Below are 23,874 nucleotides of genomic sequence, written 5' to 3' on the forward strand. Positions count from 1 at the left end.
TCACCGCACTAGGCTCAAGCCTTCACGAAGGCACCGATTGGCACCCAGCAACTTATAAAGCAGCGAGAGCAGGCTCATGCCAAGAGTTACGGCATTGCTTCTTTGATTTTCTCTTTGCCAAGTATTCTTGGTATTGAGGATCAAAAGGCGTAGCAGCGCTCCTGATTTTCACATGTCTCTCTATTGGCACCTTGGCTATTTGAAACAGATTGAACTGACAGTCCATATTCATGATCTTCTGCCAACCGTGAAATTGCCATTGGCCTTGACGGTTGATGAAGTACTTAAGGGCGATCCAAGTTCTGGATTTTGTTGGATGACGCCTTTTTGCCCAGTGCCATAACGTATGGAATAGCTTGTGACCTACATATCCGAATACCTGTTTAGCCACGCAGTGTCGATAGTAATTCGACCAGCCCCTTAGTTTCGGATTTATTAACTTAATTAAATCGTTAACGGGGATAGTTGCGTGCTTTTTGATGAGTTCGCGCAAGTTGGTCAAGAACAGTAGTGTATTGGATTTGCTCGGTTTAATGAGTAATTTCCCTTTGTATTTCCTATGGTTAAAACCTAGAAAATCAAAACCACGACTGATATGAGTCATGTGCGTTTTCTCTTCGGAGAGTGTTAGGCCTCTTTCTGCTAAGAAATCAGCAATCAACGGTTTGATATCGTTCTCCAGCACTTCCTTTGAAGCACAGGTGACGACGAAGTCGTCGGCGTATCCAATAAAGTTGGCTCTAGCACCCTTTTTAAGTGCGGTAGGCTTTATGTGCTGCTCCAGCCCCGCAAGAGTCATTAGCATCAAGGTTGGGGATATAACCCCTCCTTGAGGTGTTCCCTCATCAGTACGATAGAACAGCCCTTTATCCATAAAACCAGACTTTAGCCATTGTTCCAACATGCGTTTATCGACGGCAATGTTATCCATTAACCATTGATGTCCGATCTTGTCGAAACAAGCTTTGATATCTCCCTCAAGAACCCATTGTGCAGATTTCTTTAGCGCCAGACATTTGAAGCACTGAGCGATTGCATCGGCAGTACTACGGTTTGGTCTAAATCCGTAACTATTAGGGTCGGCAAGTGTTTCTGACACTGGCTCTAGTGCAAGAAGATGAAGCGTTTGCTGCGCTCTATCGACCATACAGGGGATACCCAGTGGTCTAAGCTTGCCGTTTTTCTTGGGGATGTAGATACGCTTGAGCGGTTTGGCTTTATAATCTTTTCTGCTCAATTGATTGACTGCTTTCATGCGGCGCGTATCTGTATTCCAGATAACGCCGTCAATTCCAGGCGTTTTACTGCCTTTATTTTGTGATACCCGCTTAACAGCAAGAAGTTTTGCTGAGCGTGAGTGAGTCAGTATCCACTGCACCGCTTTCGCTTTGCCGTGTTTACCTTCTCGTGTTGCCTTTGCAATACGCATCTGAAGCTTTAAAACATGGGATTCAACGGCCTTCCAATTGATGGATTGCCATTGAGCACTGTCAGGAGAGGCACTAATCTCTTTTGAAATCATCATTTGCGTTTCTCCTTGAATAAAGTTCTTCAAATTATCTTGCAACGGAAGACCAGTTAGAAGTCAGCTCACTTTCGTGCCAGATAGAGACCTGTATCTGCATCGTTACAATGCAGCCTTCGCTTTTTCCAACATCCTCTACCTGCATCACTATCGGTCGCAGAGACTTTCCCAGTGGGAGTGATACAGGCTTACCGTGTTCCGTATGTCGCGCAATGTCAGTTTAGATGCCCGCTATGGTGCGGAGAGTTCAACGATCACGAAAGAGCATGGGGCAATCTCTTTCCGACTCTCGTGCCTTTTGGCTACAGCGTATTAACCACTTCCGCTGTTTCATAATATAACGCACCTTACGCGGATTCACTTATGTTCATCATGCTGACTACCTAGCACTCACCCGATGTTGTGGTTATCAGGAGGATCGTCCTCTCACGACTTCAATCCCGATTGGAAAATACCAACCTTCGTTACATTGTCAGAGCCGCTACTTTATTCAGGCTCCTAGGTTCATCTGGTGATACAGATGGTTCACTCGTTGAGCGGTGAACAGCGCTTCATACGACATCACGTCGCACGCCCCTTTATGAGTTAGACCTAATACTCATTCATATCGTATTAATGTGATTTTGGATTAGTTTTATTAGGCCAACTTTATCTGTCAGTAAAACGTCACTTTTAGGTTTTCATGCGCAAACTCCGCCCCTGATTGAATACTTTGAAACTAGTAACATCATTAACAAAAACACAATGTCTATTTTTTGTTTTTCCTATGCTTTTTCTTATGGCGATGCATGCTTTGCTGTACAATCACCTTGGGCTTCAATCATGATATGCGTGAAAGATCAATTAAAAGCAAGATTAAGAATGCACGGTTGGGATGGTAAAAATAATGTTTTTCTAAGAAGAAGTGAAGATGTCTTAGAAATTGATGCAACCTCTCAGGTTAATATAAGAACTATTGGCAGTTTACTTGACACCATAGATGATTGGTATGGTGCGATTGGTAATGCCACTTTAAAACTAGCTGTCTCAGGATTCACAACAACATTTGATAATGAACCGTATTTTATCGTTGAGAAAATAGGTTTTTATTTAAAGGATACTTACGATTTTTTATCGGATAGTAAATGGACTAAATTTGGTTTATCAGAACCACTAGGTATATGGAGTAAATCGGGAACTTTAGATAAAGCTAAAGCATCAATCTATATTAGTTCTTATACACAAGGGCTATTTGGATTATTGGCAAGAGAGTTTTCAGATTATGTTCCTGTTGAAAATGATGATTTTAGGTCATGGCAGAAAAAACATAATTCGGGTGGTGATTATATTGTTTTCTCTGACATTATATGGATGGAACCTTTAAATAAGGATAAATCGGTAAAATTATAATGGCAAATTATTTAAAATTAACTTTAATATTAATAGTTCCGTTTTTTTTATTTTGGTGGGCTGTGTTGTCACCAGTTTCCTTCATTGATGATAGTCATTCTCATACAATAATTAGTCCAGATAAAAAATGGAAAATAGTTTTATCACCGGTAACAATGACAACACCATTATCTTTAATTCAAGGATTGGAAGGTAAAAGATATATAACATTATTTGACAAAAATGGTAATTATATAGGACAAAGTACACCTTTTTGTATTATGAGGATGGAACAATATAATATATTATTCCCGTCAAAGGACAGGCCGTATCTTGGTGTTTTACCAGAGAATTGTGATTATGATATACCGATTAATAAAAAAAAATGGTGGAGTAAGATCATAGGATTCATTTCTTATTGATATCACTGCTATATCTTTTGATGATTTAACTTTATTAGTACGCATAAATAGCTTTATTGTTAAATGACCGTCCACAGTGGCAGTCTTTTTGTTCCCTAAAGATACTTTGTGAAGAAGTTACCAATACTTTCTCTAATGCTTATCAGCCTAAATAGAATAGAAAGCCTAAGAAGGTTTTGTCCAAAAGTGTGTTAGGCGAAGCTATGATCGCAGTGTGATAAATACAGGTTATCTAATGAGTCACGTACTCTGTCCACTATAGCCATTCGTTATTGGTTGCTATATTCAGACAAATAAAAAACAGAAAAGAAAAGCTCTCACTTATCTTTTCTGTTTCTTTTCACTTATTGTTGATTAATAAATGATTATTTAGCTTCTACACTTTTCAAATAAGCCAAGATTTCATCTTTAAGCAATAGTTTTTCTTTTTTAAGCTTATCAATAACATCTTCGTCGTAACCGTCTTTCGCTGTCATCTTTTCAATTTCAGCGTTAAGCTCGCTGTGTTTATTGTATAGACGATCAAAAGCAACTTCTTTACCTTTTAAAGAATCGATTAACTCTTTGTATTCTGGAAACATCGGAACTCTCCTCATAAATAGCTTATGTCTTAGTTATACGCCTTCTATCTAATTAAATTAAGACAAAAATCACACTTTTTCTGCTCTATTTATGAAAAACAATATTACTATTTAAAGCCATTGAATATGGCTTTAAATAGGCGCAAGGCGACTTAACTACAAATTTCAGCGAGAGTTCTTAAGCGGCGTTCAGATTGAGCAACAAACGGGTTTTTCTGATCCCATGCGTAACCTGCCAGTATCGAGCACACCATTTGTTTTATTTTAGGATCGGGATCGGTATAGAAAATCACTTTTTGTAATTCACCAGAGTACCAACCTTCGACATAGGTACGGAAGGTATTTACCCCTACCATTAATTTATCGGCATATTCTTGCTGCCAATTAACCTCATCGCCTGCTAATTGCTTCAATAAGGCGCTAACAACCAAATCTGCCGATTGCATTGCAATGGTCACGCCTGATGAAAATACAGGGTCTAAAAACTCCCCTGCATTGCCTAATAACGCATAGTTGTTCGTCGCAAGGTGTTTTACATTGGCAGAATAACCGCCAATTTGCGCAGCAGGATTGGCGTATTCAGCTTTGCTAAGCAGCTTATTTAATGTTGGCTCTTGCGCCACAATTTGCTGCAATGCGGTTTTTTCATCAGCATCGTATTGGGCTAAAAATTCAGGCTCTGCCACCACACCTAATGAGCAAGTCCCGTTGCTAAATGGAATAAGCCAAAACCACACATCTTCATTTGTTGGGTGAACGGAAATTAAAATCTTTTCACGATCGTGCTCAACACCGCTATCTTCAATATGATCCACCACATGGGTAAAAATGGCATGACGCACAGGTAAACAAGACGGCTGCTCTAAATCGAGTAAACGCGGTAATACACGCCCAAAACCACTGGCATCTAAAATAAAGTCGGCTTCGAGCGTATAGGTTTGTCCTGTTAACGCATCACGAACCGTAATAACGGAGCGAGTGTCCCCACATTCAATTGCTTCTACGTTGTGTTGGTAACGAATTTCAACCCCTTGCTTGGCCGCTTCATCGGCTAACACTTTATCAAAGTTGCCACGCTGTACTTGGTAAGTCGTACCAGCGCCTGCTGTGAATTTATCGCGAAAATCAAACGCCGTATAGGTATCACGACGGCGAAATGCAGCGCCATTTTTATATTGAAAATCAGCGCCTGTTACTGCATCGAGCATATTGGCTTTTTTTATCACTTCCATACAGGCAGGTAATAAGCTTTCGCCGATAGAAAAACGAGGAAAAGTGTTTTTCTCTAAGACAACAACATCAATATTATTTTGATTGAGCAACGCTGCTGCAACAGAGCCTGATGGGCCTGCGCCAATAATTGCAACTTGGGTACGTTGTCTACTATTCAACATCTTTTTCCTTTTATTAACACTGTAAATGTCTTACCTGACAGGTGTGAGATAAGAAGCAACGATCGGTTTGGATATATTTTCAGCGCAGAGTTTAACAAAGTTATTTCTTCACACCATACAACGGGGAGCGCTTTATCTTAAAAAACAGCAATTAGGGGCATTGTTTTATTTTCTCACAGGAGAGATCACATTTTCGTTTTAAGACGTACACACTGTAAATACGTCATGAAAAATCAGGAAGATGCCCATGAACTCTTTTTTGCTTCTGACTCTGTTATTACTTCCTGTAATATCTGGTTGTGCCAACCAAGCATTTTTCTCACCATCAAATAATGATATGCCAAGTAAAGAGGTCGTTTGGCTTGATTCGCTCTCTGGCAATAAAATTGCTTATCGCTATTATCATCCCACGAATACTTCTTCTATGTCGTCACCTGATCTTCGCGGTACTGTGGTTCACTTTCATGGTAACAGTGGGCAAATGGAGCAAACCCAAGAAAAAGTCGCATGGCTGACAGATTATGGTTTTAACGTGATCACTTTCGACTATTCAGGCTTTGGTCACTCAACAGGGACGGCAACAGACAAAGATGCGTACCTTGATGCGATTTCGATCCTTAATTACATCAATCAATATAACCACCAGCCATTATTTGTTGTCGCTACTTCTACTGGAAGTAATATCTTTTTACGGGCTTGGGCTGATAATCCGATTGAAATTGACGGTATTATTCTCGACTCCCCCTTTACCAGTTATGTTAAAGAAGCGCAGTTTGTTTTAAGCCAAAGCCCTTTTGGTAAACTCTATGATTGGTTTGCACTGGTAATTATGCGAGATGATTATGCCGCAGAGCAGAGCCTACATCGGGTGCCGGAAAGTCATGCCTTGGTAGTACACTGTGAAGAAGATAGCGTTGTGCCGTTTGAATTTGGTGAGACCCTCTATCAACAGCTCAAGGGGAATAAAGAATTTATGGCTTTCGATGATTGTCGCCACGCGAGAGCCATGACAGGCGACCATCCTCGTTATCAGCACAATATTGCCCAGTGGTTAGTTAACACCGAGCAATATGTGAGACAAAATAACCGAGAGCAAGTCACGCAAATGATCGCTTATAATGAATAGTTCGGTTCGTTTATGCGGCTGATAAGGTTAATAAGGTATGACCTAAACCAATATTGTCTTCGCGCTCTGTCACAATAAAGCCCGCTTCTTTGACGATTTCTAGAAAATCATCACTGCGATAGAAACGACTATTACCGTTGGCTAAACAAGTGAAATATAACGAGGTCGCATTCAAGCTATAGGTCGCCGCTTCGTAACGCTGTGCATCCCAGAAAAGCTCTAAAATATACACCACCGCATCAGGTGACATCGCTTCACGTACGCGACGTAAAATACTCAGTATTTCCATCGGTGAAAAACAATCTAAAAACTGGCTCATCCACCACACATCCGCTCCTTGCGGTAATGCTTGAGATTTATCCAGTAAGTTAGTGCCTACACCCAAAATGCGTTCTGCCAGCCCTTTTTCTTTGGCTTGCGTAAGTGCCATCTCAATTTGTTGTGGTAAATCGATAATAGTAACGTTCACATCAGGATCATACGCACAACACTGTTGCGCCCACTTACCCGTGTTGCCACCGATATCAAATAAGCGTTTAGGCTTTTTCGCAAAGACACGTTCAAGTAGTAACGGAAATGAACGATCAGAATAGAAATGGTCGAAATTAAACCAACTTTCTTTGGCGGCCATAGGTAGTTGAGATAGCCCTTGATAAATGGTTTCCCAATCGCCTAATTCAACAAGGCCTGCGGGTTTGCTTTCTTTAATAGATTGAGAAAGGTGCATCATCGCGGCGTAACAAACATCTGCGGTAAAATCGATATTTGCTCGAGTCATACCATCGTGCAGTAAATAATGTCCCAGATTGGCTAAACGGTATTTTGGCGCGTGCCAAGTGACAATATGTGCGCTTAGGCCCATATCTAATAACACTTTTACACCATATTCACTGATCCCTGTTCGCTTTGAAATGGCAACAGCATCCAACCCATCTTTTTTTACTTCATCTAATGCGGCTAAGATACCAAGATCACGCAGAGATTTAGCGGTTTGAAATACGATAGGAGCGAAAGCAAGTTTTTGCGCTTCTGTTTTTGCATCAAGAGCATTGAAAGGATCTACAGAATAATCGGTCACACGACACCTACATAGGTTAAACAGTTGCCGCTTATTCTATCGACCCTTTACTCACTCTTATTGTTTTAAAACAAATTATCAGTCATTAGTTAATATCATTCGCTATGCACTTATTACGATAATTTTATTAATAGTTCTGAATAGTTACACCAAGTTGTTGTTGGATAGAGCGAGATAATTTCATCACCCAGTTATTGTAATTGCGGTGAATATCTGTGCCGTCATAATCCAAATTTTGACTTTTTTTATAATCAATACTGTAACTTAATGTTGAATACGAAATGTCGACCGTTGCGGTATGAGTTCGAACAGAAAGGGTTGCCACAATCAAGCCAGGTTTTATTACTCGAGCGCTCCATCCTCGTTGCTCTGCTGCGGTTAATATCGCTTTTTGCACATCATCAATAGAATGTTGTTGCCCAGTGACAGTGCTCGGCACATAGACATCGTTTAAATTCATGACAGGTTTGCTGGTACAACCTACAATCAGCAAACTCGCCATTATACTAACTAGGGTCTTTTTCATTTAACGCTCGTCATGGTTTTAATTAATCGTCAATAAAGATTATCATCTAGATTGATAGCAGCAAACAAGATAGACATTCCATTTTGGAATGAATGACACCTTGAAAACATTACATAATATTTTTCATGGTAGATGCCATAAACAACACAAATATGTTTTTCAATCACAGGTAGACTTTATTATCATAAGCCACATTCATTAGAACACGATATTTATTGCAAACGGTTAACCATGAACTCTGTGCACTTTACAATCAACCAGTGGGAAGCTCGCTCACTTGGCTTGTCATCTCTCGCTGAGTGGCAGCAATGGGCAATAACCCAAGACTGGCCTCAAGCACCAGAGCCTATCGTGTTTGATAAAATACCGCCGATGATGCGACGCCGTATGAGTAATTTAACCAAATTGGCGTTACAAACAGCTTTGCATATCTCAGAACAACAGCAGATTGATTACATTATTTTCTCAAGCCGTCATGGTGAATTACACCGCACTGTTAATTTAGTTGAATCGATCATTGAGGGTGACGATGCATCCCCCATCGCCTTCTCGCAATCGGTTCACAATACAGCAGCAGGGCTTTATACCATCATCACTAAACAGCCAATCCCTGTGACATCGTTATCGGCAGCAGAGCACACGCTTCACTCTGCACTCATCGAAGCGGCGTGTTATCTAAGCGAAAATCCAGACCACCAGGTTTTATTAGTCGATTTTGATGAACCATTACCTGAACAATATCAAGAATTTGAAACCCAACCTCATCAAGGTTACGCATTCAGTGCTATCTTATCTGCAGGTAATGGCTACACGCTACAGTGGAATGAAACAGACAGAAGCAGCAAGGAAGTCGCTATGGGATATCCACAAACATTAGATGTCATTAAACATCTCGCTTTAGATAACGAAGCGTTTAGCCTGTCAGATCAGCGTAACCACTGGCATTGGGTACGAAACAAGTGACAGCATCAAGACTCACTCTGTCACAACAGCTGAATAAATATTGGCGTATTGTTGCAACCGGATTTTGCTTTAGTTTATTTGGTGTTGGCGCACTTACCTTAACCTTCATTATTTTCCCGTTAATGACGCGAACGGCAAAAAATACCCAACAGCGCGAATTTAAAATACAGAAAATTATTCAACAATCGTTTGATTTTTTCTGTCGCACCATGCGTTTTTGCGGCACGATTGATTACCGTTTTGAAAACACAGAATTATTAGAGGACGATAGAAATTGCCTTATTGTGGCCAATCATCCCAGTTTAATTGATTATGTTCTGATCGCTTCTCGACTTCCTCAGTGCGACTGTTTGGTAAAAGCGGCTATTTGGCATAACCCATTTATGAAAGGCATTGTGAAAGCCGCTGGTTATATTCCCAATAGAGATCCAGAAAGTTTGCTCGATGACTGTAGTGAACGATTAGGTAGCGGTAATGTCTTATTAGTTTTTCCTGAAGGCACCCGTACTACGCCGGGGAAAAAATCAAAATTACAACGTGGGGCTGCACAAATAGCAGTTCGCACAGCGTCGGATCTCCGTGTTATTCATATCACGGTTGAACCTAGCTTTTTAACCAAAGAAAAAAAGTGGTATCGCGTTCCCGACAGCAAGCCTTTCTTCTTAGTCGAAGTAAAGGATAAAATAGCGGTTGGATCATTTCTTGAAAGTAGTGATTCCGCCACAACAGCAGCACGTAAGCTCAACCGTTATCTTGATGATGCTCTTTTTCCTGCTCAACACACTGTTCAGCATCATGATAACAATCACAAGTAGGTACTATGGAACAACTACATAACGAATTAAAAACACTCATCATTGATGCATTAAACCTTGAAGACATCACCATTGATGATATTGAAACAGATGCCCCGCTATTTAATGATGGCCTAGGTTTAGATTCTATTGATGCGCTGGAATTGGGTTTAGCGATTAAGAAAAAATACAATATTGTTATTGATGCAGATGACACCAATACTCGTGAACATTTTGCATCAGTTGCTAACTTAGCAAACTATATTTCTAATAATAAAAACTCATAAAATAGCGTAAAAAAAATGACAGAAGCGAATCGTAACCAAGTTTTTGACCAAGTGAAAAATGTTCTTGTGGAACTGTTTGAGCTTGATGCAGATGACATTCAACCGCAAACCAATCTATACACTGAACTTGATTTAGACAGTATTGATGCCGTTGATTTAGTCGTTCATTTACAAAACATTACTGGTAAGAAAATCAAACCTGAAGAGTTCAAAACTGTCCGTACCGTTGATGATGTGGTTGATGCAGTGATCGAGCTTATTGAGGAATAATTGATGATGCGTTTGCTGACAGGTGTGTCAGCATTAGCGTTACTCGCCTACCCCCTTGCGGTTTACTATGGTTTAAGCCGTTGGGGGTTAGGGGTGGTTGCTGGGTTACTGGCAGTATTGTTTTTACTCCGCATTATCGCGGCGAAACAAACTCAGCTTCGTGAACTTAAGTATATTGCATGGCTCAGCGGTGGCGCGGGATTAATCCTCGCTTTACTCGGCAGCATTTTTCGTGAACATGGCTGGTTTCTTTATTACCCAGTGATCGTCAATATTCTTATGCTTGGGCTGTTTAGTGCCAGTTTATGGCAAAAACAGAGTCTCATTGAACGACTAGCACGACTGCAAGAGCCAGATTTACCACCAGATGGCGTTCGCTATACCCGCAATGTCACTAAAGTATGGTGTGTATTTTTCATTGTTAATGGTTCAATCGCACTGACGACCTGTTTTCTTCCACTGCAAATATGGACGTTATACAACGGGTTGATCAGCTACCTTCTTGCGGGCAGTCTGTTTGCGATTGAATGGGTTGTACGACAATTTGTTCAACGTAAATCACAGTGAGAAATCAATCTCTAATTATTGCTCCTCTCTACTTGTTCTACCTTCAACACCGGAATTACCATGAAACCATTAATACTGCCGACAACAATGATTCCGTTATCTCAATTAATGCAGCAGTCTGATCGCCAATCTCCGGTGTCTGTTGATCCATCAGGTCATCAATCATGGCAGCAGTTTCACAACGATGTTGCTTTGCTGAGTGAAAAACTAAACAGCTATGAACAACAACAATGGGCAATATGTTGTGAAGATAGCTACTTCTTTGCTGTTGCTTTTATGGCATTAGCCCACAGTAAACAGCACATGGTGTTACCAGGTAATCACCAGCCAGCTGCACTTGCAGAGCTTAGTCACCATTTTGATGGCTTACTCCACGATAACAATATTCAATGCCCAGCATCGTGTATTAGCCTTAAGCTGAATACTATAAGCTGGCAGTCCTCACTCAATGTTCCTATTGTATTTGAACCACTAACGCTCGCTGATATTCAACTGACGCTATTTACGTCTGGCTCTAGCGGAAAACCTAAAGCCATTCTTAAAAACCTCGCATTATTAAATAACGAAATTGCCCAGTTAGAAATGCTATGGGGACAACAATTAGCGCAAACCACGATTGTTAGTACCGTTTCACATCAACATATCTATGGCTTATTGTTCCGTATTTTATGGCCGCTGTGCTGCGATCGTAGTTTCAGTCGTTTTGATTTGATCTACCCAGAGCAGGTAATGGCACAAGCCAGTGATGATTGTGTGCTCATTAGCAGCCCTGCGTTGCTAAAACGCCTTGATAATGAGGAAAAAACACAACACTATCGCGCCATTTTCTCTTCTGGTGGGCCGCTACCCTTAGCGGCAGCTCAACAATGCCAAACACTATTTAACCAGTTACCTTTTGAAGTCTTTGGTAGTACGGAAACCGGAGGGATTGCTTATCGTCAGCAACATGATGCTTCGACGCCGTGGCAACGCTTCCCTGTCATTGACATCGCACTGAATGCAGAGCAATGCCTTAAGATCTTATCGCCGTTTATTGATCAAGAACGGTGGTATCAAACCAGTGATCATTGTGAACAAATCGATAACGATCATTTCATTTTAAAAGGTCGTACCGACCGCATTATTAAAATAGAAGAAAAACGTATTTCGTTAACCGATGTTGAGCAGCGCCTGTGTTCGTTACCATGGATTGAAGAAGCCGCAGTATTACCCTTAGAGCAAAATAATCGTCTTATTTTAGGCGCAGTGATTACACTCTCAAATGAAGGAAAAAAAGACATTCAGCAACGTGGAAAAGGGAAATTTTGGTTGCTCCTGCGCCAACAACTTCGCCAATGGATTGAGCCGGTTGGTATTCCGCGCAGCTATCGCCTTGTTGATAGCATTCCTTTAAATACGCAAGGAAAGCGTTTAGTTAGCGATCTAGAATCGTTATTTACTGATGACGCCTCGACATAGTAAGCATAATAATGATGACCAATAGAACACCCACATTACTCGCTCAACATATTGATGGTTATAAGGCCGAGATCACCTTGCGCCCTGACAACCAACTCTCTGATTTTCAAGGGCACTTCCCAGCTTTTCCGTTATTACCCGGTGTGAGCCAAATTGACTGGGCAGTACATTTTGCCAAGCAATGCTTTTCTGATATGCCGACCTTATTTAACGGTATGGATGTGATTAAATTCCAAGAGCCAATCTTGCCAGATAGCACCATCACGCTCACACTTGAATGGCGTGACGATCAGCAAAAACTGCATTTTAGCTATACCTCAATCGATGCTAGTAACACGCTACATAAACATTCATCAGGTAAAATTAAGCTAGGTCGTCAACATGTGTGAATTTAAGCCCTGTTTTCTGATCCCTTGCTATAACCATGGCGCAACGGTGCCTGCCGTTGTGAATGGGTTGATAAATTATGATTATCCCATTGTCATTGTTGATGACGGTAGTGAATTAGCCACCCGTAAAATTTTATCGGAACAAGCCAAACGCCCCAATATTAACATTGTCACCCTGCCGCAAAACCAAGGTAAAGGGGGGGCGGTTATCGCTGGCATAAAACAGGCACAAGCACTTGGCTTTACCCATGCAATTCAAATTGATGCCGATGGTCAGCACGATTTATCTGCGTTACCTAAGCTGCTCAATGAATCAAAAAACTATCCTGATTCACTGATTTCAGGCCAACCGATTTACGATGAATCAATCCCTAAATCGCGACTTTATGGCCGTTATGCCACCCATATTTGGGTCTGGATTGAAACCCTTTCGTTTGCTATCAAAGACAGTATGTGTGGTTTTCGCTCATACCCTATCGATGCCGTGATGAATGTGATTAATCACAACAAGCTTGGTTTAAGAATGGATTTTGATACTGAAATCATGGTGCGTTTTTACTGGGATAACGGCGATATTCGTTTTATTGATACCAAAGTTATTTATCCAAAAGATGGCATCTCTCACTTTGATGCATTGTGGGATAACGTCAAAATTAGTTGGATGCATACCAAGCTATTTTTTGGCATGTTGCCACGTATCCCTAAGCTGATTAAACGAAAGTCACCCGATCAACAACATTGGTCATCCCATGCCGAGCGCGGCACCATTGTAGGGATCAAAACATTACTTGCGGTGTATTCTCTGCTCGGACGAAAAGCATTTAATCTGATCTTAAAAGCTGTGATGGGCTATTACTACTTAACAGGGAAAGCGGCTCGCAAAGCATCTGAAGATTATCTAGAGCAACTTGAACATTACGCCAGTGAAAATCAGCTTTCCTTGCCGAAAAAGCTCAACAGCTATGATCATTTATTATCGTTTGGTCATACCATGCTCGACAAACTTGTGGCATGGAAAGGGGATTATTCAGAGCAACACTTAACCATTCATGGTAGTGAACATTTTGATGATCTCGCCAAACGAAAACAAGGTGCCATCATTTTAGGCTCTCACCTTGGAAATCTAGAACTTTGTCGTGCGTTAAGTTCTCGTCATCCCGATATAAAAGTTAATGCTTTGGTCTTTACCGAACACGCAGAGCGCTTTAATGCGGTATTAAAAGCCATTAACCCTGATTCCGATCTGAACCTTATTCAAGTCAATGAGCTCAGCGCAAGTACTGCCATCATGTTGCAGCAAAAAATTGAGCAAGGCGAATGGGTGGTGATTGTCGGTGATAGAACGTCGGTCACCAAAGAGCAACGTGTGGTATGGGCCGATTTCTTAGGTAAACCCGCCCCGTTTCCACAAGGCCCGTTTATTCTGGCTTCGGTCATGAAAGCGCCAGTGTATTTACTCTTTGGTTTACGTGATGACAGCCAAGCAGATCCCCATTTTGATATTTACTTCGAACCCTTCAGCGATGCTTTGATCTTACCTCGTAAAACACGAGAAACGGCATTACAACAAACAGTTCAAGACTATGCATCACGGCTAGAATCTTACACAATTCAAGCCCCATTGCAGTGGTATAACTTTTTTAATTTTTGGCAGCTTAGTGGAAAAAATAATGACAACGACTAATTCAACAACAACTCAACAAACCATTAAGTTTGGTGCTGAACGCCTCACAATTGAAGATGTTTGCGCGATTGCCAATGGTGCTCATGCAGAAATGAACAACGACACGGCATTTAATGAAAAGATTGATCGTGGCGTGGCATTTCTTGAACGCTTATTAAAAGATGAAGGCGTCATTTATGGTGTCACCACAGGCTATGGTGACTCTTGTACTGTGGCGATCCCACCTAAATTGGTTGACGAATTGCCACTGCACCTTACACGCTTTCATGGTTGTGGTTTAGGTGAAGTGCTACAGCAACCTCAAGCTCGCGCAGTCCTTGCCACACGTTTATGTTCTCTGTCACAAGGCGTTTCAGGCGTGAGTCATGAGTTGCTCAACCAGTTAGTCACGCTGATTAATCATGACATCGTGCCACGTATTCCAGAAGAAGGATCTGTGGGTGCTAGTGGTGACTTAACACCACTGTCTTATGTTGCAGCGACCTTAATTGGTGAGCGTGATGTTATCTACAAAGGTGAAATTCGCCCCACCGCTGAAGTGTTTGCAGAGCTTGGCATTTCGCCAATCCAATTACGCCCTAAAGAAGGGTTAGCGTTAATGAATGGCACATCTGTGATGACCGCATTGGCCTGCCTCGCCTACAAACGCGCCGAATATCTTGCGCAAATGGCAACCAAAATCACCGCGATGGTTTCTGTTGCCATGCAAGGTAATGATTTCCACTTTGATGAGGCACTGTTTGCGGTAAAACCTCACCCGGGTCAACAACAAATCGCAAGTTGGTTACGCTCTGATCTGCAAGCTGAACGTCCACCTCGTAACAGTGATCGCTTACAAGATCGCTACTCTCTCCGTTGTGCGCCGCATGTTATTGGGGTTTTACAAGACAGCCTGCCTTGGCTACGCCAAATGATTGAAAACGAACTCAACAGCGCCAACGATAACCCAATTATTGACGGTGATAACGAGCGTGTTCTGCATGGTGGTCACTTCTATGGCGGTCATATTGCGATGGCAATGGATACGCTAAAAACAGCCGTCGCTAATATTGCCGATCTACTCGATCGTCAAATGGCTCAACTAATGGATTATAAGTTTAATAATGGCTTACCCTTTAACTTAACCGGTGCCGTTGGTGAACGTAAGCCGATCAACCATGGCTTTAAAGCCGTGCAAATTGGGATTTCAGCATGGACCGCAGAAGCATTAAAACACACCATGCCAGCCAGTGTTTTCTCTCGCTCAACGGAGTGTCATAACCAAGATAAAGTCAGTATGGGAACCATTGCATCACGTGACTGTTTACGTGTATTACAGTTAACAGAGCAGGTGACTGCCGCTTCGTTACTGGCAGCAACCCAAGCCATTGAACTGAGAAAACGTGATGATGAACTTAACGCTTCACACCTCAGTCCTGCATTAACAAAGATGAATCAATCCGTGTTAGAGCACTTTGAACCTGTGATTGAAGATCGCCCGCTTGAACATGATTTACGTCTGTTCATTGATATGATTCAGCAGCAGCACTGGGCGTTGTATTACTAACCTCTATCACGTGTAAAAAATTAACCAAATACTCACTCTACATACAGAGTGAGTATAGTTTTTTAAACTATCATCTTGATAACTTATATTTTCTTATTTTATGTGTGTTGGGAAATCAATAAATGACAGTAGGTAAACCGATATTGATTAGTGCAGAGCTATCACTCACCACAAACTTTCAAGATGCCGATCCAATGGGCGTTATTTATCACGGTAACTACTTTCGCTATTTTGAAGAAGCACGTCATCAGTTAATGAACAAATTGCACTACAGTTATCGTGAAATGGAAGCATCTGGCTATGTGTGGCCTATCATTGATACCCGAGTTAAATACGTAAAAGCGATTCCCTATGATCACCCCATTCGAGTGACGGCAACATTAACTGAATGGGAAAATCGTCTGCGGGTTGATTACGTCATTTATGATGGTGAAACTGGCGCACGTATGACGAAGGGATACACCATGCAAGTGGCTGTTAGTATAGACAAACGTGAAATGTGTTTTGTTTCGCCTAAAATATTTACCGACAAAGTGGAGGCATATCATGCCAACAATGTGTAGTCATTCTCGCTTTAGTGCCCATTTAAAACGCGTGGTAAAAGCATCCTTTACTATGTGTATGTTAGCACTTACCAGCATTTCAGCTCATGCAATAACGCTAGAACAATTACAAACAAAGTTATCTTCAGAGCCTTTAGTGCGCGGTGATTTTAGCCAACAACGTGAAATGGCCATGTTTGATCAACCACTCATCTCTAGCGGTCAGTTTCTCTTATCAGCCAAAAAGGGATTATGGTGGCATCAAACAGCCCCTATGCCTGTTTCTTTAGTGCTAACACAAGATAAACTCAGCCAACAATTTGATAATCAACCTGCACAAGTGCTGGCTGCCAGTAAAAATCCAATGGTATTTTACTTTAGCCACGTATTCTTATCACTGTTTAAAGGCGATACTTCACAGCTTAAAGAGCAGTTTGATTTATCACTGAAAACCTTAAAAGACAGTAAAACCCATGAACAATGGCAGTTAGTGCTTACGCCTAAAGCAGCCCCGTTAAATAAAGTCTTTAGTCAAATTTCAATTGAAGGTGGTCAGTTTATTAATAAGCTAGAGCTAGACGAAATTCGAGGAGATAAAACCCTCATCACCTTTAGCCAACAAACCACCACCCCAACGACTCTGACATCAGAAGAAAAACGTGTTTTCCAATTCTAAGTTAGCCAGCTTATGGCTCGCGATTATGTTGATTTTGGTAGCCGCACTTGGCTACCAACTCACCGCGCGTAAACAGCTCCCTATCGAAACGAACATCTTGGCACTGCTCCCTGAAAATCGCCAAGATCCTATTGCTCAACAAGCGTTTGATCATATCGCCACCAGCATGAGCGACAAAGTCGTCTTTGTTGTCGGCAGTAAAAACAGCGATACCATGATTAAAGCTGCCAACGATTTTAGCCAAGCACTACCTTCGCTAAAACTCTTTAGCCATATTGATGCCAAAGTCAGTCAAGATCAGCAACAAGCATGGGCCAAACTGTATTACCCCAAACGCTTTCAATTGCTCACGCCAGAGCAACAAACGCGACTGCGAGAACATCCCGAGCAACAAACACAAAACGTATTAAATGCCATGTATAACCCGTTTTCTGGCATTACAGGCACAGAGCTTACTAACGACCCATTCTTATTATTTCGTGAATACCTTACCGAGCTCACTGCCAAAGCGGGAAAATTCAGTCTCAAACAAGGTTTTCTCACCACGGAGTATCAAGGTAAGCATTACGCGTTAATTACCGCTAATCTCGCTGGCTCAGCCTATAACATTGAATTACAAGATAAACTTCCCGCTTTACACGCTTTAGAAAAACAAATAGAAAGTAAGTATTCACTTGCAGGTTCCGCATTAGATATTCAGCAAACTGGCGTGATTTTCTATGCCGCCCACGGGACAAAAAGTGCTGAAGATGAAATCAGTACGATTGGATTAGGCTCACTACTGGGCATTATCGTGTTATTGATCGCGGTCTATCGCAGCACCTTGCCTTTAGCCCTTGCCCTGTTATCTATCACCTGTGGTTTAGTTGCCGCCTTTGTCACAACCGTGGCTATTTTTGGCAAAGTGCATCTGTTTAGTTTGGTGTTTGGCGCAAGTTTAATTGGGGTATCGATTGATTATGCTTTTCATTACCTCACCGACAGGTTAGCCGCAGGTAAGCACTGGGATTCACAGCAAGGCTTAAAACATATCTTTAGCGCGATAACGCTCGGTTTAATTACGAGCCTAATTGGTTATTTGGGTATGTTGGTCGCCCCTTTCCCTGGGTTGCAGCAACTCTCTTTATTCTCAGCCATTGGTTTAACTGCCGCCTACGCCACTGTGGTGTGTTGGTATCCAACCCTTGCCGCTAAACCTAGCCCACCTCGGTCGATTCCCTTTGCTAGCGTATTAGGTCGCTGGCTACATATTTGGCAACAGCCGAGTGTTCGCTGGGTAACACCGATCCTATTAGCACTGTTAGCCCTCTATGGTTTAACTAAAGCGAGCTACAACGATGACATTCGCCAGCTACAAGCGCTTCCAGAATCATTACAACAACAAGAAGCCACCATTAAGGCGATTACGGGAGTAAGCAGTAGTCAACAAATGCTGTTAGTGAAAGCGGATAGTGAACAAGCGCTGCTTAATAAAATTGCCTCAACCGATCACACCTTGGATGGATTAATTCAACAAGGAGCATTAAAAAGCTACCAAAGCCTTGGCCAATATATCCCCACACTTGACCAACAAAAAGCCAATTTCGCACTAGTCAAACAGCTTTATCAGGAACAAGGTGCAATACTAAGTCAACGCTTAAACCTTGCGAAACCTGTTACGTTTTCAGCAACCTTTGAACCGTTAACGATGACGCACTTCCTCGCCTCATCTGTTTCTGCCCCTCTTCGCTTCATGTGGTTAGGTTCACTCAAAGATCAGCAAGGTGTAAGTAAATATAGCGCTGTCATTTTACTGCACGACATCAAGCAACAGCACACCATAGCAGAGTTAGCACAACACGATAATGGGTTAACATATCTCAATAAAGCCGATGAAATTTCATCGCTCTTTGGTCAATATAGAGAACATGTCACATGGCTACTGATTGCGGCAAGCTTTGCCATTTATCTGTTACTTGCATGGCGTTATGGCATAAAGCAAGGGGTAAAAATGATCGCGCCATCATTAATTGCAGGGATAGCAGGCATTGCGATCACTAGCTTAACAGGCACCCCACTTAACTTGTTCAACCTATTAGCCTTGATATTAATTTTGGGTATCGGTATTGATTACAGCCTCTTTTTTGCTGAACTAAAACCTAACACAGGACACCAACAAGGGATCACGACATTGCTCGCGATCACCTTGTCAGCATTAACAACGGTCTTATCGTTTGGCTTATTAGCACTGAGTGAAACCCAAGCCATCCACAGCTTTGGTATCACGGTGTTAACAGGTATCATTATCGCTTGGCTACTCGCGCCACTGGCAATGACTCGAGTAAGAACACCACAAACACCCAAATAAGTAAGGCAACGAGCGATGAAAAACAGAAGAAAACGTACAACCAGTATGCTTACTTTATTAATAGCTAGCCTGATGTTAGTGGGATGTGCGACTAAACCAATGGTGCAACAAAACCAAGTTGAGATTGCACCTAATACGCTTGTGACCTTACCGACGCCTGCTCAACTGGGTTACTCATTAACGGCGAGCCAATTAATCACTGCGACATGGAATAAAAAAAGCCATCAACTGCCCGTCCAATTACAAGTTGATCCTAAACGTGTCGCTTTAGCTGGTTTTTCCTCGTGGGGAACGCGTATTTTAAGTTTAGATTACCAAGATCAGAAAGTTGAGACGTACGTGATGCCAGGGCTAGGAGCAACATTACCCGATCCCAAACAAGTATTATTTAATATCATGATCACGCTGTGGCCAATCAATGCTTGGCAAGCCCCATTAGAGCAAGTAGGTTGGCAATTAAAACAAACACCAAACCATCGACAACTAATTGATAGTAAAGGTGATATAATCGCGGACATTGATTATAAAAATGCCAATCCTTTAAAAGGTGAGATTATCTTCACCCATCATCAACAGCACTATACGATTGACATTAAAACACTACAATCGACGGAAAAATAACGAACTCTCAGCCATCATTGAATAACCGAATACGAGCACTATGCAAAAGATAGCCGACAAACAGCCAATCTATATTCGAGGGTGTGGGTTTAACTCAGCGTTAGGCTGTAGTAACGACATTATCCACCAACGCTTACGTCAGGGAATGAGCCCTGATATGCAACCAGTTCAGGGCTGGTTAAATGACGGCTCTGAGACTGTCATAGGTAAAGTATCATCACCATTACCTACCATTGATGACAACGTTTTTCCGCATCAGAATACTGAAAATAATCGTTTAGTTTTATCGGCCTTACAGCAAATTGAAGCTGATATTCATGGCGCAATTACCCAGTATGGTCATGATCGTATTGCCGTCATTGTTGGAACAACCACCTCAGGGATCAGCGATGGTGAACAAGCGTTAACCAGCCAAAAAAACACCCAAAATTTTCCAACCGACTATCACTACCACCAGCAAGAGCCTTCTAATACAGGGCAATTTATCGCTGACTATTATCAGTTAACCGGTCCTTGTTACACCTTATCAACCGCTTGCTCGTCTAGTGGGCGGGTATTTTTATCTGCCAAGCGTATGTTAAAAGCTGGGGTAGTGGATGCTGTTATTGTCGGTGGCGCAGATACTCTCTGTCGTTTAACGCTTAACGGTTTTCATGGTTTAGATTCACTCTCTAGCACCTTATGTAACCCCTTTAGTGATAACCGTAACGGCATAAATATTGGTGAAGGTGCCGCTTTTATGTTGCTAGCTCGCACGCCTGATGAACGCCAACCCGCTCCTCATATTGCGTTACTCGGTATCGGTGATAGCTCTGATGCTCACCATATTTCAGCACCACACCCAGAAGGTACTGGTGCAGAAATGGCAATGCGAAAAGCCCTTAAAGATGCCAAACTTACCCCTGAAGATATTGGTTATATCAACGCCCATGGAACAGCAACCCCGTTAAATGATGCAATGGAAGCAAAAGCGATTGCACGCGTTTTTGGCAATCAAGTCCCTGTGAGTTCAACCAAACCATTAACAGGACACACGCTAGGTGCCGCTAGCGCAGTTGAAGCAGCCATTTGTTGGCATTTACTGCGTTACGACTTACCGCTACCAACACAAATTAATGATGGTGCTGTCGCAGACGATCTGCCAATCCAATTAGCACCTGTAAATACGGCATTCACCAAACCTGTCATGTTAAGTAACTCATTTGCATTTGGTGGTAACAACATCAGCCTTATTATTGGACGTACCGATGACTAATTGCCCTCCATTACATCAACTTTTACCCCATGAAGCACCGATGATCCTTGTTGATGATCTGATTGATGTGGGCGAAAAACATATTCATTGTCGTGTCGCGATCAGTCGCCATTGCCTCTACTTTGATTCAGAAACACAGTCGATCCCCGCTTATGTTGGGATCGAGTTTATGGCGCAAACCGTCGCAGGTTGGTCTGGTTTCCACGCATGGAAAAAAGGTGAAGATGCCCCCATTGGTTTTCTGCTAGGTTGCCGTCGCTACCACAGTGAATGTAGTGCATTTCAAGAACACGAAATTTTAGACATTCATGCCGAACAAATTATGGAAAATAACGGTATGGCTGTTTTTGACTGCAAAATCATTTGTCATCAGCAAATCGTCGCAAGCAGTCAACTCAATGCCTTTGTTCCCTCAAAATCACAATTAGAACAAATGCAACTAGATAACAATAATAGGAAAAACGCATGACTCAACACGTACTCGTAACAGGTGCCAGTAAGGGGATCGGTCGCGCAATTGCTATACAGCTCGCTAAAGATGGTTTCACTATCGCCGTTCACTACATGAGTGATAAACCAGGCGCAGAAGCAACATTAGCCTCAATTACTGACGCTGGCGGCCATGGTCGCCTTATTCAATTTGATATCAGTGATCGTCAGCAATGCCGCGAGCAGCTTGAAGCCGATATCGCCGAGCATGGTGCTTATTACGGTGTCGTCAGTAACGCAGGGATCACCCGAGATACCGCCTTCCCTGCGATGACAGAACAAGAATGGGATGGCGTGATCCACACGAACCTTGATAGCTTCTACAACGTGTTACACCCTTGTGTAATGCCTATGGTGCAAAAGCGTAAAGGCGGCCGTATTGTAACCTTAGCATCGGTTTCAGGGATCACCGGTAACCGAGGGCAAACCAATTACAGTGCCGCAAAAGCGGGGGTGATTGGCGCAACTAAGTCATTAGCGCTAGAGCTTGCTAAGCGTAAAATTACAGTTAACTGTGTCGCGCCCGGCCTGATTGATACCGGTATGGTCGATGAGCACGTAAAAGAACACGCACTCCCACAAGTGCCTCTTCGTCGTATGGGAGAGCCTGAAGAAGTAGCAGGACTGGTGAGTTACTTAATGTCTGATATTGCAGGCTATGTGACTCGCCAAGTGATTTCGGTAAACGGAGGTTTAGTATGAGTCGTCGCGTTGTTGTCACTGGTATGTCGGGTGTAACAGCCTTTGGTAACGATTGGGAACATATCGAACCTAAACTTCGTGCTTGTGAAAACGCCACTATTTATATGCAAGATTATGAGCTTTATGACGGCTTAAATACCAAACTTGCAGCTCCTATTGAAAATTTTACATTACCGAAGCATTACACCCGTAAAAAAATCCGTTCAATGGGGCGTGTTTCTAAACTATCAACACTGGCGACTGAAAATGCACTGACTCAAGCTGGGTTACTGAACAATGAGGTACTGACAAACGGTCAAACGGGTATTGCCTATGGCTCATCAACCGGTAGTACGCCTGCAATCAGTGCATTTGGTGTAATGCTAAATGAGAAAAGTACCCGTGCTATCACCGCGACAACTTATGTTCAAATGATGCCACATACAACAGCTGTCAATGTCGGCTTATTTTTTGAATTACGTGGCCGTGTTATTCCCACAAGTAGTGCATGTACTTCAGGAAGCCAAGCGATTGGTTACGCCTATGAAGCGATTAAACACGGTTATCAAACCGTGATGGTTGCAGGTGGCGCAGAAGAGCTTTGCCCAACAGAATCGGCGGTATTTGATACCCTGTTTGCAACGAGCCTTAAAAACGATGAACCAAAATCAACACCACGACCTTATGATACGGATCGTGATGGCTTGGTAATTGGTGAAGGTGCTGGCACATTAGTGTTAGAAGAATACGAGCATGCCGTTGCACGTGGCGCTAAGATCTATGCCGAAGTGGTAGGATTTGCGAGTAACTGTGATGCCGCCCATGTAACACAGCCACAAAAAGAAACCATGCAGCTTTGTATGGAGATGGCACTGCAACAGGCAAATTTATCGCCAAGTGAAATTAGTTACATTTCAGCACATGGTACTGCAACCGAAAAAGGTGATATTGCAGAAAGCCAAGCAACAGCGAGTATCTTTGGCAACAACACTCCAATTAGCTCTCTGAAAAGCTATTTAGGCCATACCCTTGGGGCCTGTGGTGCGATTGAAGCGTGGCTAAGTTTAGAAATGATGCATGGCGGCTGGTTCAGCCCAACGCTTAACCTTGAGAACGTTGATCCTGAATGTGGTGATTTAGACTACATTCGTGGCGAAGGTCGCAACCTTGATTGCCAATATATTATGAGCAACAACTTTGCGTTTGGCGGGATTAACACTTCCATTATCTTTAAGCGAATGTAACTTAAGATACTCTAACGATACCGTATCTATACCATTATAAA

At 42.3% G+C, this 23,874-nt stretch carries 25 protein-coding genes; 20 read left to right on the forward strand and 5 right to left on the reverse strand.

Features of this window, described 5'->3' with window-relative positions:
- Positions 1–52: 52 nt before the first annotated feature.
- Positions 53–1,525 (reverse strand): group II intron reverse transcriptase/maturase, encoded by a 1,473-nt coding sequence (ltrA, locus tag C9J46_RS05865; protein WP_107288191.1) that lies wholly within the window; start codon positions 1,523–1,525, stop codon positions 53–55.
- A gap of 831 nt (positions 1,526–2,356) precedes the next feature.
- Between ltrA and C9J46_RS05870 the strand changes: the two genes are divergently transcribed.
- A complete protein-coding gene (locus tag C9J46_RS05870) occupies positions 2,357–2,914 on the forward strand; it encodes a DUF6402 family protein (protein ID WP_146144066.1) in 558 nt (185 codons plus the stop codon).
- Positions 2,914–3,315 (forward strand): DUF6201 family protein, encoded by a 402-nt coding sequence (locus C9J46_RS05875; RefSeq protein ID WP_107207382.1) that lies wholly within the window; start codon positions 2,914–2,916, stop codon positions 3,313–3,315. The genes C9J46_RS05870 and C9J46_RS05875 overlap by 1 nt, the downstream gene beginning before the upstream one ends.
- A gap of 365 nt (positions 3,316–3,680) precedes the next feature.
- Here the strand turns inward: C9J46_RS05875 and C9J46_RS05880 are convergent, their stop codons facing one another.
- Both C9J46_RS05880 and C9J46_RS05885 read right to left on the reverse strand, forming a co-directional pair.
- Complete coding sequence (locus C9J46_RS05880; RefSeq protein WP_107207383.1) at positions 3,681–3,896, reverse strand: DUF465 domain-containing protein; 216 nt, start codon at positions 3,894–3,896, stop codon at positions 3,681–3,683.
- 152 nt (positions 3,897–4,048) lie between these two features.
- Positions 4,049–5,290, reverse strand: a complete 1,242-nt coding sequence (locus C9J46_RS05885; protein ID WP_107290658.1) for an NAD(P)/FAD-dependent oxidoreductase — start codon at positions 5,288–5,290, stop codon at positions 4,049–4,051.
- 247 nt (positions 5,291–5,537) lie between these two features.
- Between C9J46_RS05885 and C9J46_RS05890 the strand changes: the two genes are divergently transcribed.
- Positions 5,538–6,416, forward strand: coding sequence for an alpha/beta hydrolase (locus C9J46_RS05890; RefSeq protein ID WP_107290659.1), 879 nt, complete (start codon positions 5,538–5,540; stop codon positions 6,414–6,416).
- Between the two features lie 10 nt (positions 6,417–6,426).
- Here the strand turns inward: C9J46_RS05890 and C9J46_RS05895 are convergent, their stop codons facing one another.
- Together C9J46_RS05895 and C9J46_RS05900 are read right to left on the reverse strand one after the other, a co-directional pair.
- Entirely contained in the window at positions 6,427–7,494 is a 1,068-nt protein-coding gene (locus C9J46_RS05895; protein WP_107290660.1) for a methyltransferase, read from the reverse strand.
- A 127-nt stretch (positions 7,495–7,621) separates the two neighbouring features.
- Positions 7,622–8,020, reverse strand: a complete 399-nt coding sequence (locus tag C9J46_RS05900; protein ID WP_107290661.1) for a hypothetical protein — start codon at positions 8,018–8,020, stop codon at positions 7,622–7,624.
- Between the two features lie 231 nt (positions 8,021–8,251).
- Here C9J46_RS05900 and C9J46_RS05905 point away from each other — a divergent pair, with 231 nt between their 5' ends.
- The 17 genes from C9J46_RS05905 to C9J46_RS05985 all read left to right on the forward strand — a co-directional run bounded on the left by C9J46_RS05905 (position 8,252) and on the right by C9J46_RS05985 (position 23,833).
- Positions 8,252–8,983 carry a beta-ketoacyl synthase chain length factor gene (locus C9J46_RS05905; RefSeq protein ID WP_107290662.1) on the forward strand — a complete coding sequence of 244 codons (732 nt, stop codon included), beginning with the start codon at positions 8,252–8,254 and terminating at the stop codon, positions 8,981–8,983.
- Complete coding sequence (locus tag C9J46_RS05910; protein WP_107290663.1) at positions 8,980–9,798, forward strand: 1-acyl-sn-glycerol-3-phosphate acyltransferase; 819 nt, start codon at positions 8,980–8,982, stop codon at positions 9,796–9,798. The genes C9J46_RS05905 and C9J46_RS05910 overlap by 4 nt, the downstream gene beginning before the upstream one ends.
- Positions 9,799–9,803: 5 nt before the next feature.
- The gene (locus C9J46_RS05915) at positions 9,804–10,064 is read left to right on the forward strand and encodes a phosphopantetheine-binding protein (RefSeq protein WP_045148502.1); all 261 of its coding nucleotides are present in this window, start codon (positions 9,804–9,806) and stop codon (positions 10,062–10,064) included.
- A gap of 15 nt (positions 10,065–10,079) precedes the next feature.
- Positions 10,080–10,334 carry an acyl carrier protein gene (locus C9J46_RS05920; RefSeq protein WP_107246534.1) on the forward strand — a complete coding sequence of 85 codons (255 nt, stop codon included), beginning with the start codon at positions 10,080–10,082 and terminating at the stop codon, positions 10,332–10,334.
- A 3-nt stretch (positions 10,335–10,337) separates the two neighbouring features.
- The gene (locus tag C9J46_RS05925; RefSeq protein ID WP_107246535.1) at positions 10,338–10,901 is read left to right on the forward strand and encodes a hypothetical protein; all 564 of its coding nucleotides are present in this window, start codon (positions 10,338–10,340) and stop codon (positions 10,899–10,901) included.
- 60 nt (positions 10,902–10,961) lie between these two features.
- Entirely contained in the window at positions 10,962–12,359 is a 1,398-nt protein-coding gene (locus C9J46_RS05930; protein ID WP_107290664.1) for an AMP-binding protein, read from the forward strand.
- 14 nt (positions 12,360–12,373) lie between these two features.
- Positions 12,374–12,748, forward strand: coding sequence for a 3-hydroxyacyl-ACP dehydratase (locus tag C9J46_RS05935; protein WP_107290675.1), 375 nt, complete (start codon positions 12,374–12,376; stop codon positions 12,746–12,748).
- Positions 12,741–14,432 carry a glycosyltransferase gene (locus C9J46_RS05940; protein ID WP_107261727.1) on the forward strand — a complete coding sequence of 564 codons (1,692 nt, stop codon included), beginning with the start codon at positions 12,741–12,743 and terminating at the stop codon, positions 14,430–14,432. Before C9J46_RS05935 ends, C9J46_RS05940 begins: the two co-directional genes overlap by 8 nt.
- Positions 14,419–15,978, forward strand: coding sequence for a histidine ammonia-lyase (gene hutH / locus C9J46_RS05945; protein WP_107207394.1), 1,560 nt, complete (start codon positions 14,419–14,421; stop codon positions 15,976–15,978). The genes C9J46_RS05940 and hutH overlap by 14 nt, the downstream gene beginning before the upstream one ends.
- A 122-nt stretch (positions 15,979–16,100) precedes the next feature.
- Positions 16,101–16,541 carry a thioesterase family protein gene (locus C9J46_RS05950; protein WP_107207395.1) on the forward strand — a complete coding sequence of 147 codons (441 nt, stop codon included), beginning with the start codon at positions 16,101–16,103 and terminating at the stop codon, positions 16,539–16,541.
- Positions 16,525–17,196 (forward strand): outer membrane lipoprotein carrier protein LolA, encoded by a 672-nt coding sequence (locus C9J46_RS05955; RefSeq protein WP_107207396.1) that lies wholly within the window; start codon positions 16,525–16,527, stop codon positions 17,194–17,196. Before C9J46_RS05950 ends, C9J46_RS05955 begins: the two co-directional genes overlap by 17 nt.
- Positions 17,180–19,543, forward strand: a complete 2,364-nt coding sequence (locus C9J46_RS05960; RefSeq protein WP_107290665.1) for an MMPL family transporter — start codon at positions 17,180–17,182, stop codon at positions 19,541–19,543. Before C9J46_RS05955 ends, C9J46_RS05960 begins: the two co-directional genes overlap by 17 nt.
- A 15-nt stretch (positions 19,544–19,558) precedes the next feature.
- A complete protein-coding gene (locus C9J46_RS05965; protein ID WP_107290666.1) occupies positions 19,559–20,164 on the forward strand; it encodes a DUF3261 domain-containing protein in 606 nt (201 codons plus the stop codon).
- Positions 20,165–20,204: 40 nt separating this feature from the next.
- On the forward strand, positions 20,205–21,419 hold the full coding sequence (locus tag C9J46_RS05970; protein ID WP_107246545.1) for a beta-ketoacyl-[acyl-carrier-protein] synthase family protein: 1,215 nt from the start codon (positions 20,205–20,207) through the stop codon (positions 21,417–21,419).
- The gene (locus C9J46_RS05975; RefSeq protein ID WP_107207400.1) at positions 21,412–21,888 is read left to right on the forward strand and encodes a hotdog family protein; all 477 of its coding nucleotides are present in this window, start codon (positions 21,412–21,414) and stop codon (positions 21,886–21,888) included. Before C9J46_RS05970 ends, C9J46_RS05975 begins: the two co-directional genes overlap by 8 nt.
- On the forward strand, positions 21,885–22,610 hold the full coding sequence (locus C9J46_RS05980; RefSeq protein WP_107288059.1) for a 3-ketoacyl-ACP reductase FabG2: 726 nt from the start codon (positions 21,885–21,887) through the stop codon (positions 22,608–22,610). The genes C9J46_RS05975 and C9J46_RS05980 overlap by 4 nt, the downstream gene beginning before the upstream one ends.
- Positions 22,607–23,833: a beta-ketoacyl-ACP synthase gene (locus tag C9J46_RS05985; RefSeq protein ID WP_107207402.1), complete on the forward strand. Its 1,227-nt coding sequence runs from the start codon at positions 22,607–22,609 to the stop codon at positions 23,831–23,833. The genes C9J46_RS05980 and C9J46_RS05985 overlap by 4 nt, the downstream gene beginning before the upstream one ends.
- Positions 23,834–23,874 lie beyond the last annotated feature (41 nt).

It is taken from the genome of Photobacterium sp. GB-36 (genome assembly GCF_003026135.1).
GTDB lineage: Bacteria > Pseudomonadota > Gammaproteobacteria > Enterobacterales > Vibrionaceae > Photobacterium.

Bases quoted from the DNA above. Each gene is read 5' to 3' on its own strand.
- ltrA (WP_107288191.1), bottom strand. From the start codon at position 1,525: ATGATGATTTCAAAAGAGATTAGTGCCTCTCCTGACAGTGCTCAATGG.
- C9J46_RS05875 (WP_107207382.1), top strand. From the start codon at position 2,914: ATGGCAAATTATTTAAAATTAACTTTAATATTAATAGTTCCGTTTTTT.
- C9J46_RS05880 (WP_107207383.1), bottom strand. From the start codon at position 3,896: ATGTTTCCAGAATACAAAGAGTTAATCGATTCTTTAAAAGGTAAAGAA.
- C9J46_RS05885 (WP_107290658.1), bottom strand. From the start codon at position 5,290: ATGTTGAATAGTAGACAACGTACCCAAGTTGCAATTATTGGCGCAGGC.
- C9J46_RS05890 (WP_107290659.1), top strand. From the start codon at position 5,538: ATGAACTCTTTTTTGCTTCTGACTCTGTTATTACTTCCTGTAATATCT.
- C9J46_RS05900 (WP_107290661.1), bottom strand. From the start codon at position 8,020: ATGAAAAAGACCCTAGTTAGTATAATGGCGAGTTTGCTGATTGTAGGT.
- C9J46_RS05905 (WP_107290662.1), top strand. From the start codon at position 8,252: ATGAACTCTGTGCACTTTACAATCAACCAGTGGGAAGCTCGCTCACTT.
- C9J46_RS05915 (WP_045148502.1), top strand. From the start codon at position 9,804: ATGGAACAACTACATAACGAATTAAAAACACTCATCATTGATGCATTA.
- C9J46_RS05920 (WP_107246534.1), top strand. From the start codon at position 10,080: ATGACAGAAGCGAATCGTAACCAAGTTTTTGACCAAGTGAAAAATGTT.
- C9J46_RS05925 (WP_107246535.1), top strand. From the start codon at position 10,338: ATGATGCGTTTGCTGACAGGTGTGTCAGCATTAGCGTTACTCGCCTAC.
- C9J46_RS05930 (WP_107290664.1), top strand. From the start codon at position 10,962: ATGAAACCATTAATACTGCCGACAACAATGATTCCGTTATCTCAATTA.
- C9J46_RS05935 (WP_107290675.1), top strand. From the start codon at position 12,374: ATGACCAATAGAACACCCACATTACTCGCTCAACATATTGATGGTTAT.
- C9J46_RS05940 (WP_107261727.1), top strand. From the start codon at position 12,741: ATGTGTGAATTTAAGCCCTGTTTTCTGATCCCTTGCTATAACCATGGC.
- hutH (WP_107207394.1), top strand. From the start codon at position 14,419: ATGACAACGACTAATTCAACAACAACTCAACAAACCATTAAGTTTGGT.
- C9J46_RS05950 (WP_107207395.1), top strand. From the start codon at position 16,101: ATGACAGTAGGTAAACCGATATTGATTAGTGCAGAGCTATCACTCACC.
- C9J46_RS05955 (WP_107207396.1), top strand. From the start codon at position 16,525: ATGCCAACAATGTGTAGTCATTCTCGCTTTAGTGCCCATTTAAAACGC.
- C9J46_RS05965 (WP_107290666.1), top strand. From the start codon at position 19,559: ATGAAAAACAGAAGAAAACGTACAACCAGTATGCTTACTTTATTAATA.
- C9J46_RS05970 (WP_107246545.1), top strand. From the start codon at position 20,205: ATGCAAAAGATAGCCGACAAACAGCCAATCTATATTCGAGGGTGTGGG.
- C9J46_RS05975 (WP_107207400.1), top strand. From the start codon at position 21,412: ATGACTAATTGCCCTCCATTACATCAACTTTTACCCCATGAAGCACCG.
- C9J46_RS05980 (WP_107288059.1), top strand. From the start codon at position 21,885: ATGACTCAACACGTACTCGTAACAGGTGCCAGTAAGGGGATCGGTCGC.
- C9J46_RS05985 (WP_107207402.1), top strand. From the start codon at position 22,607: ATGAGTCGTCGCGTTGTTGTCACTGGTATGTCGGGTGTAACAGCCTTT.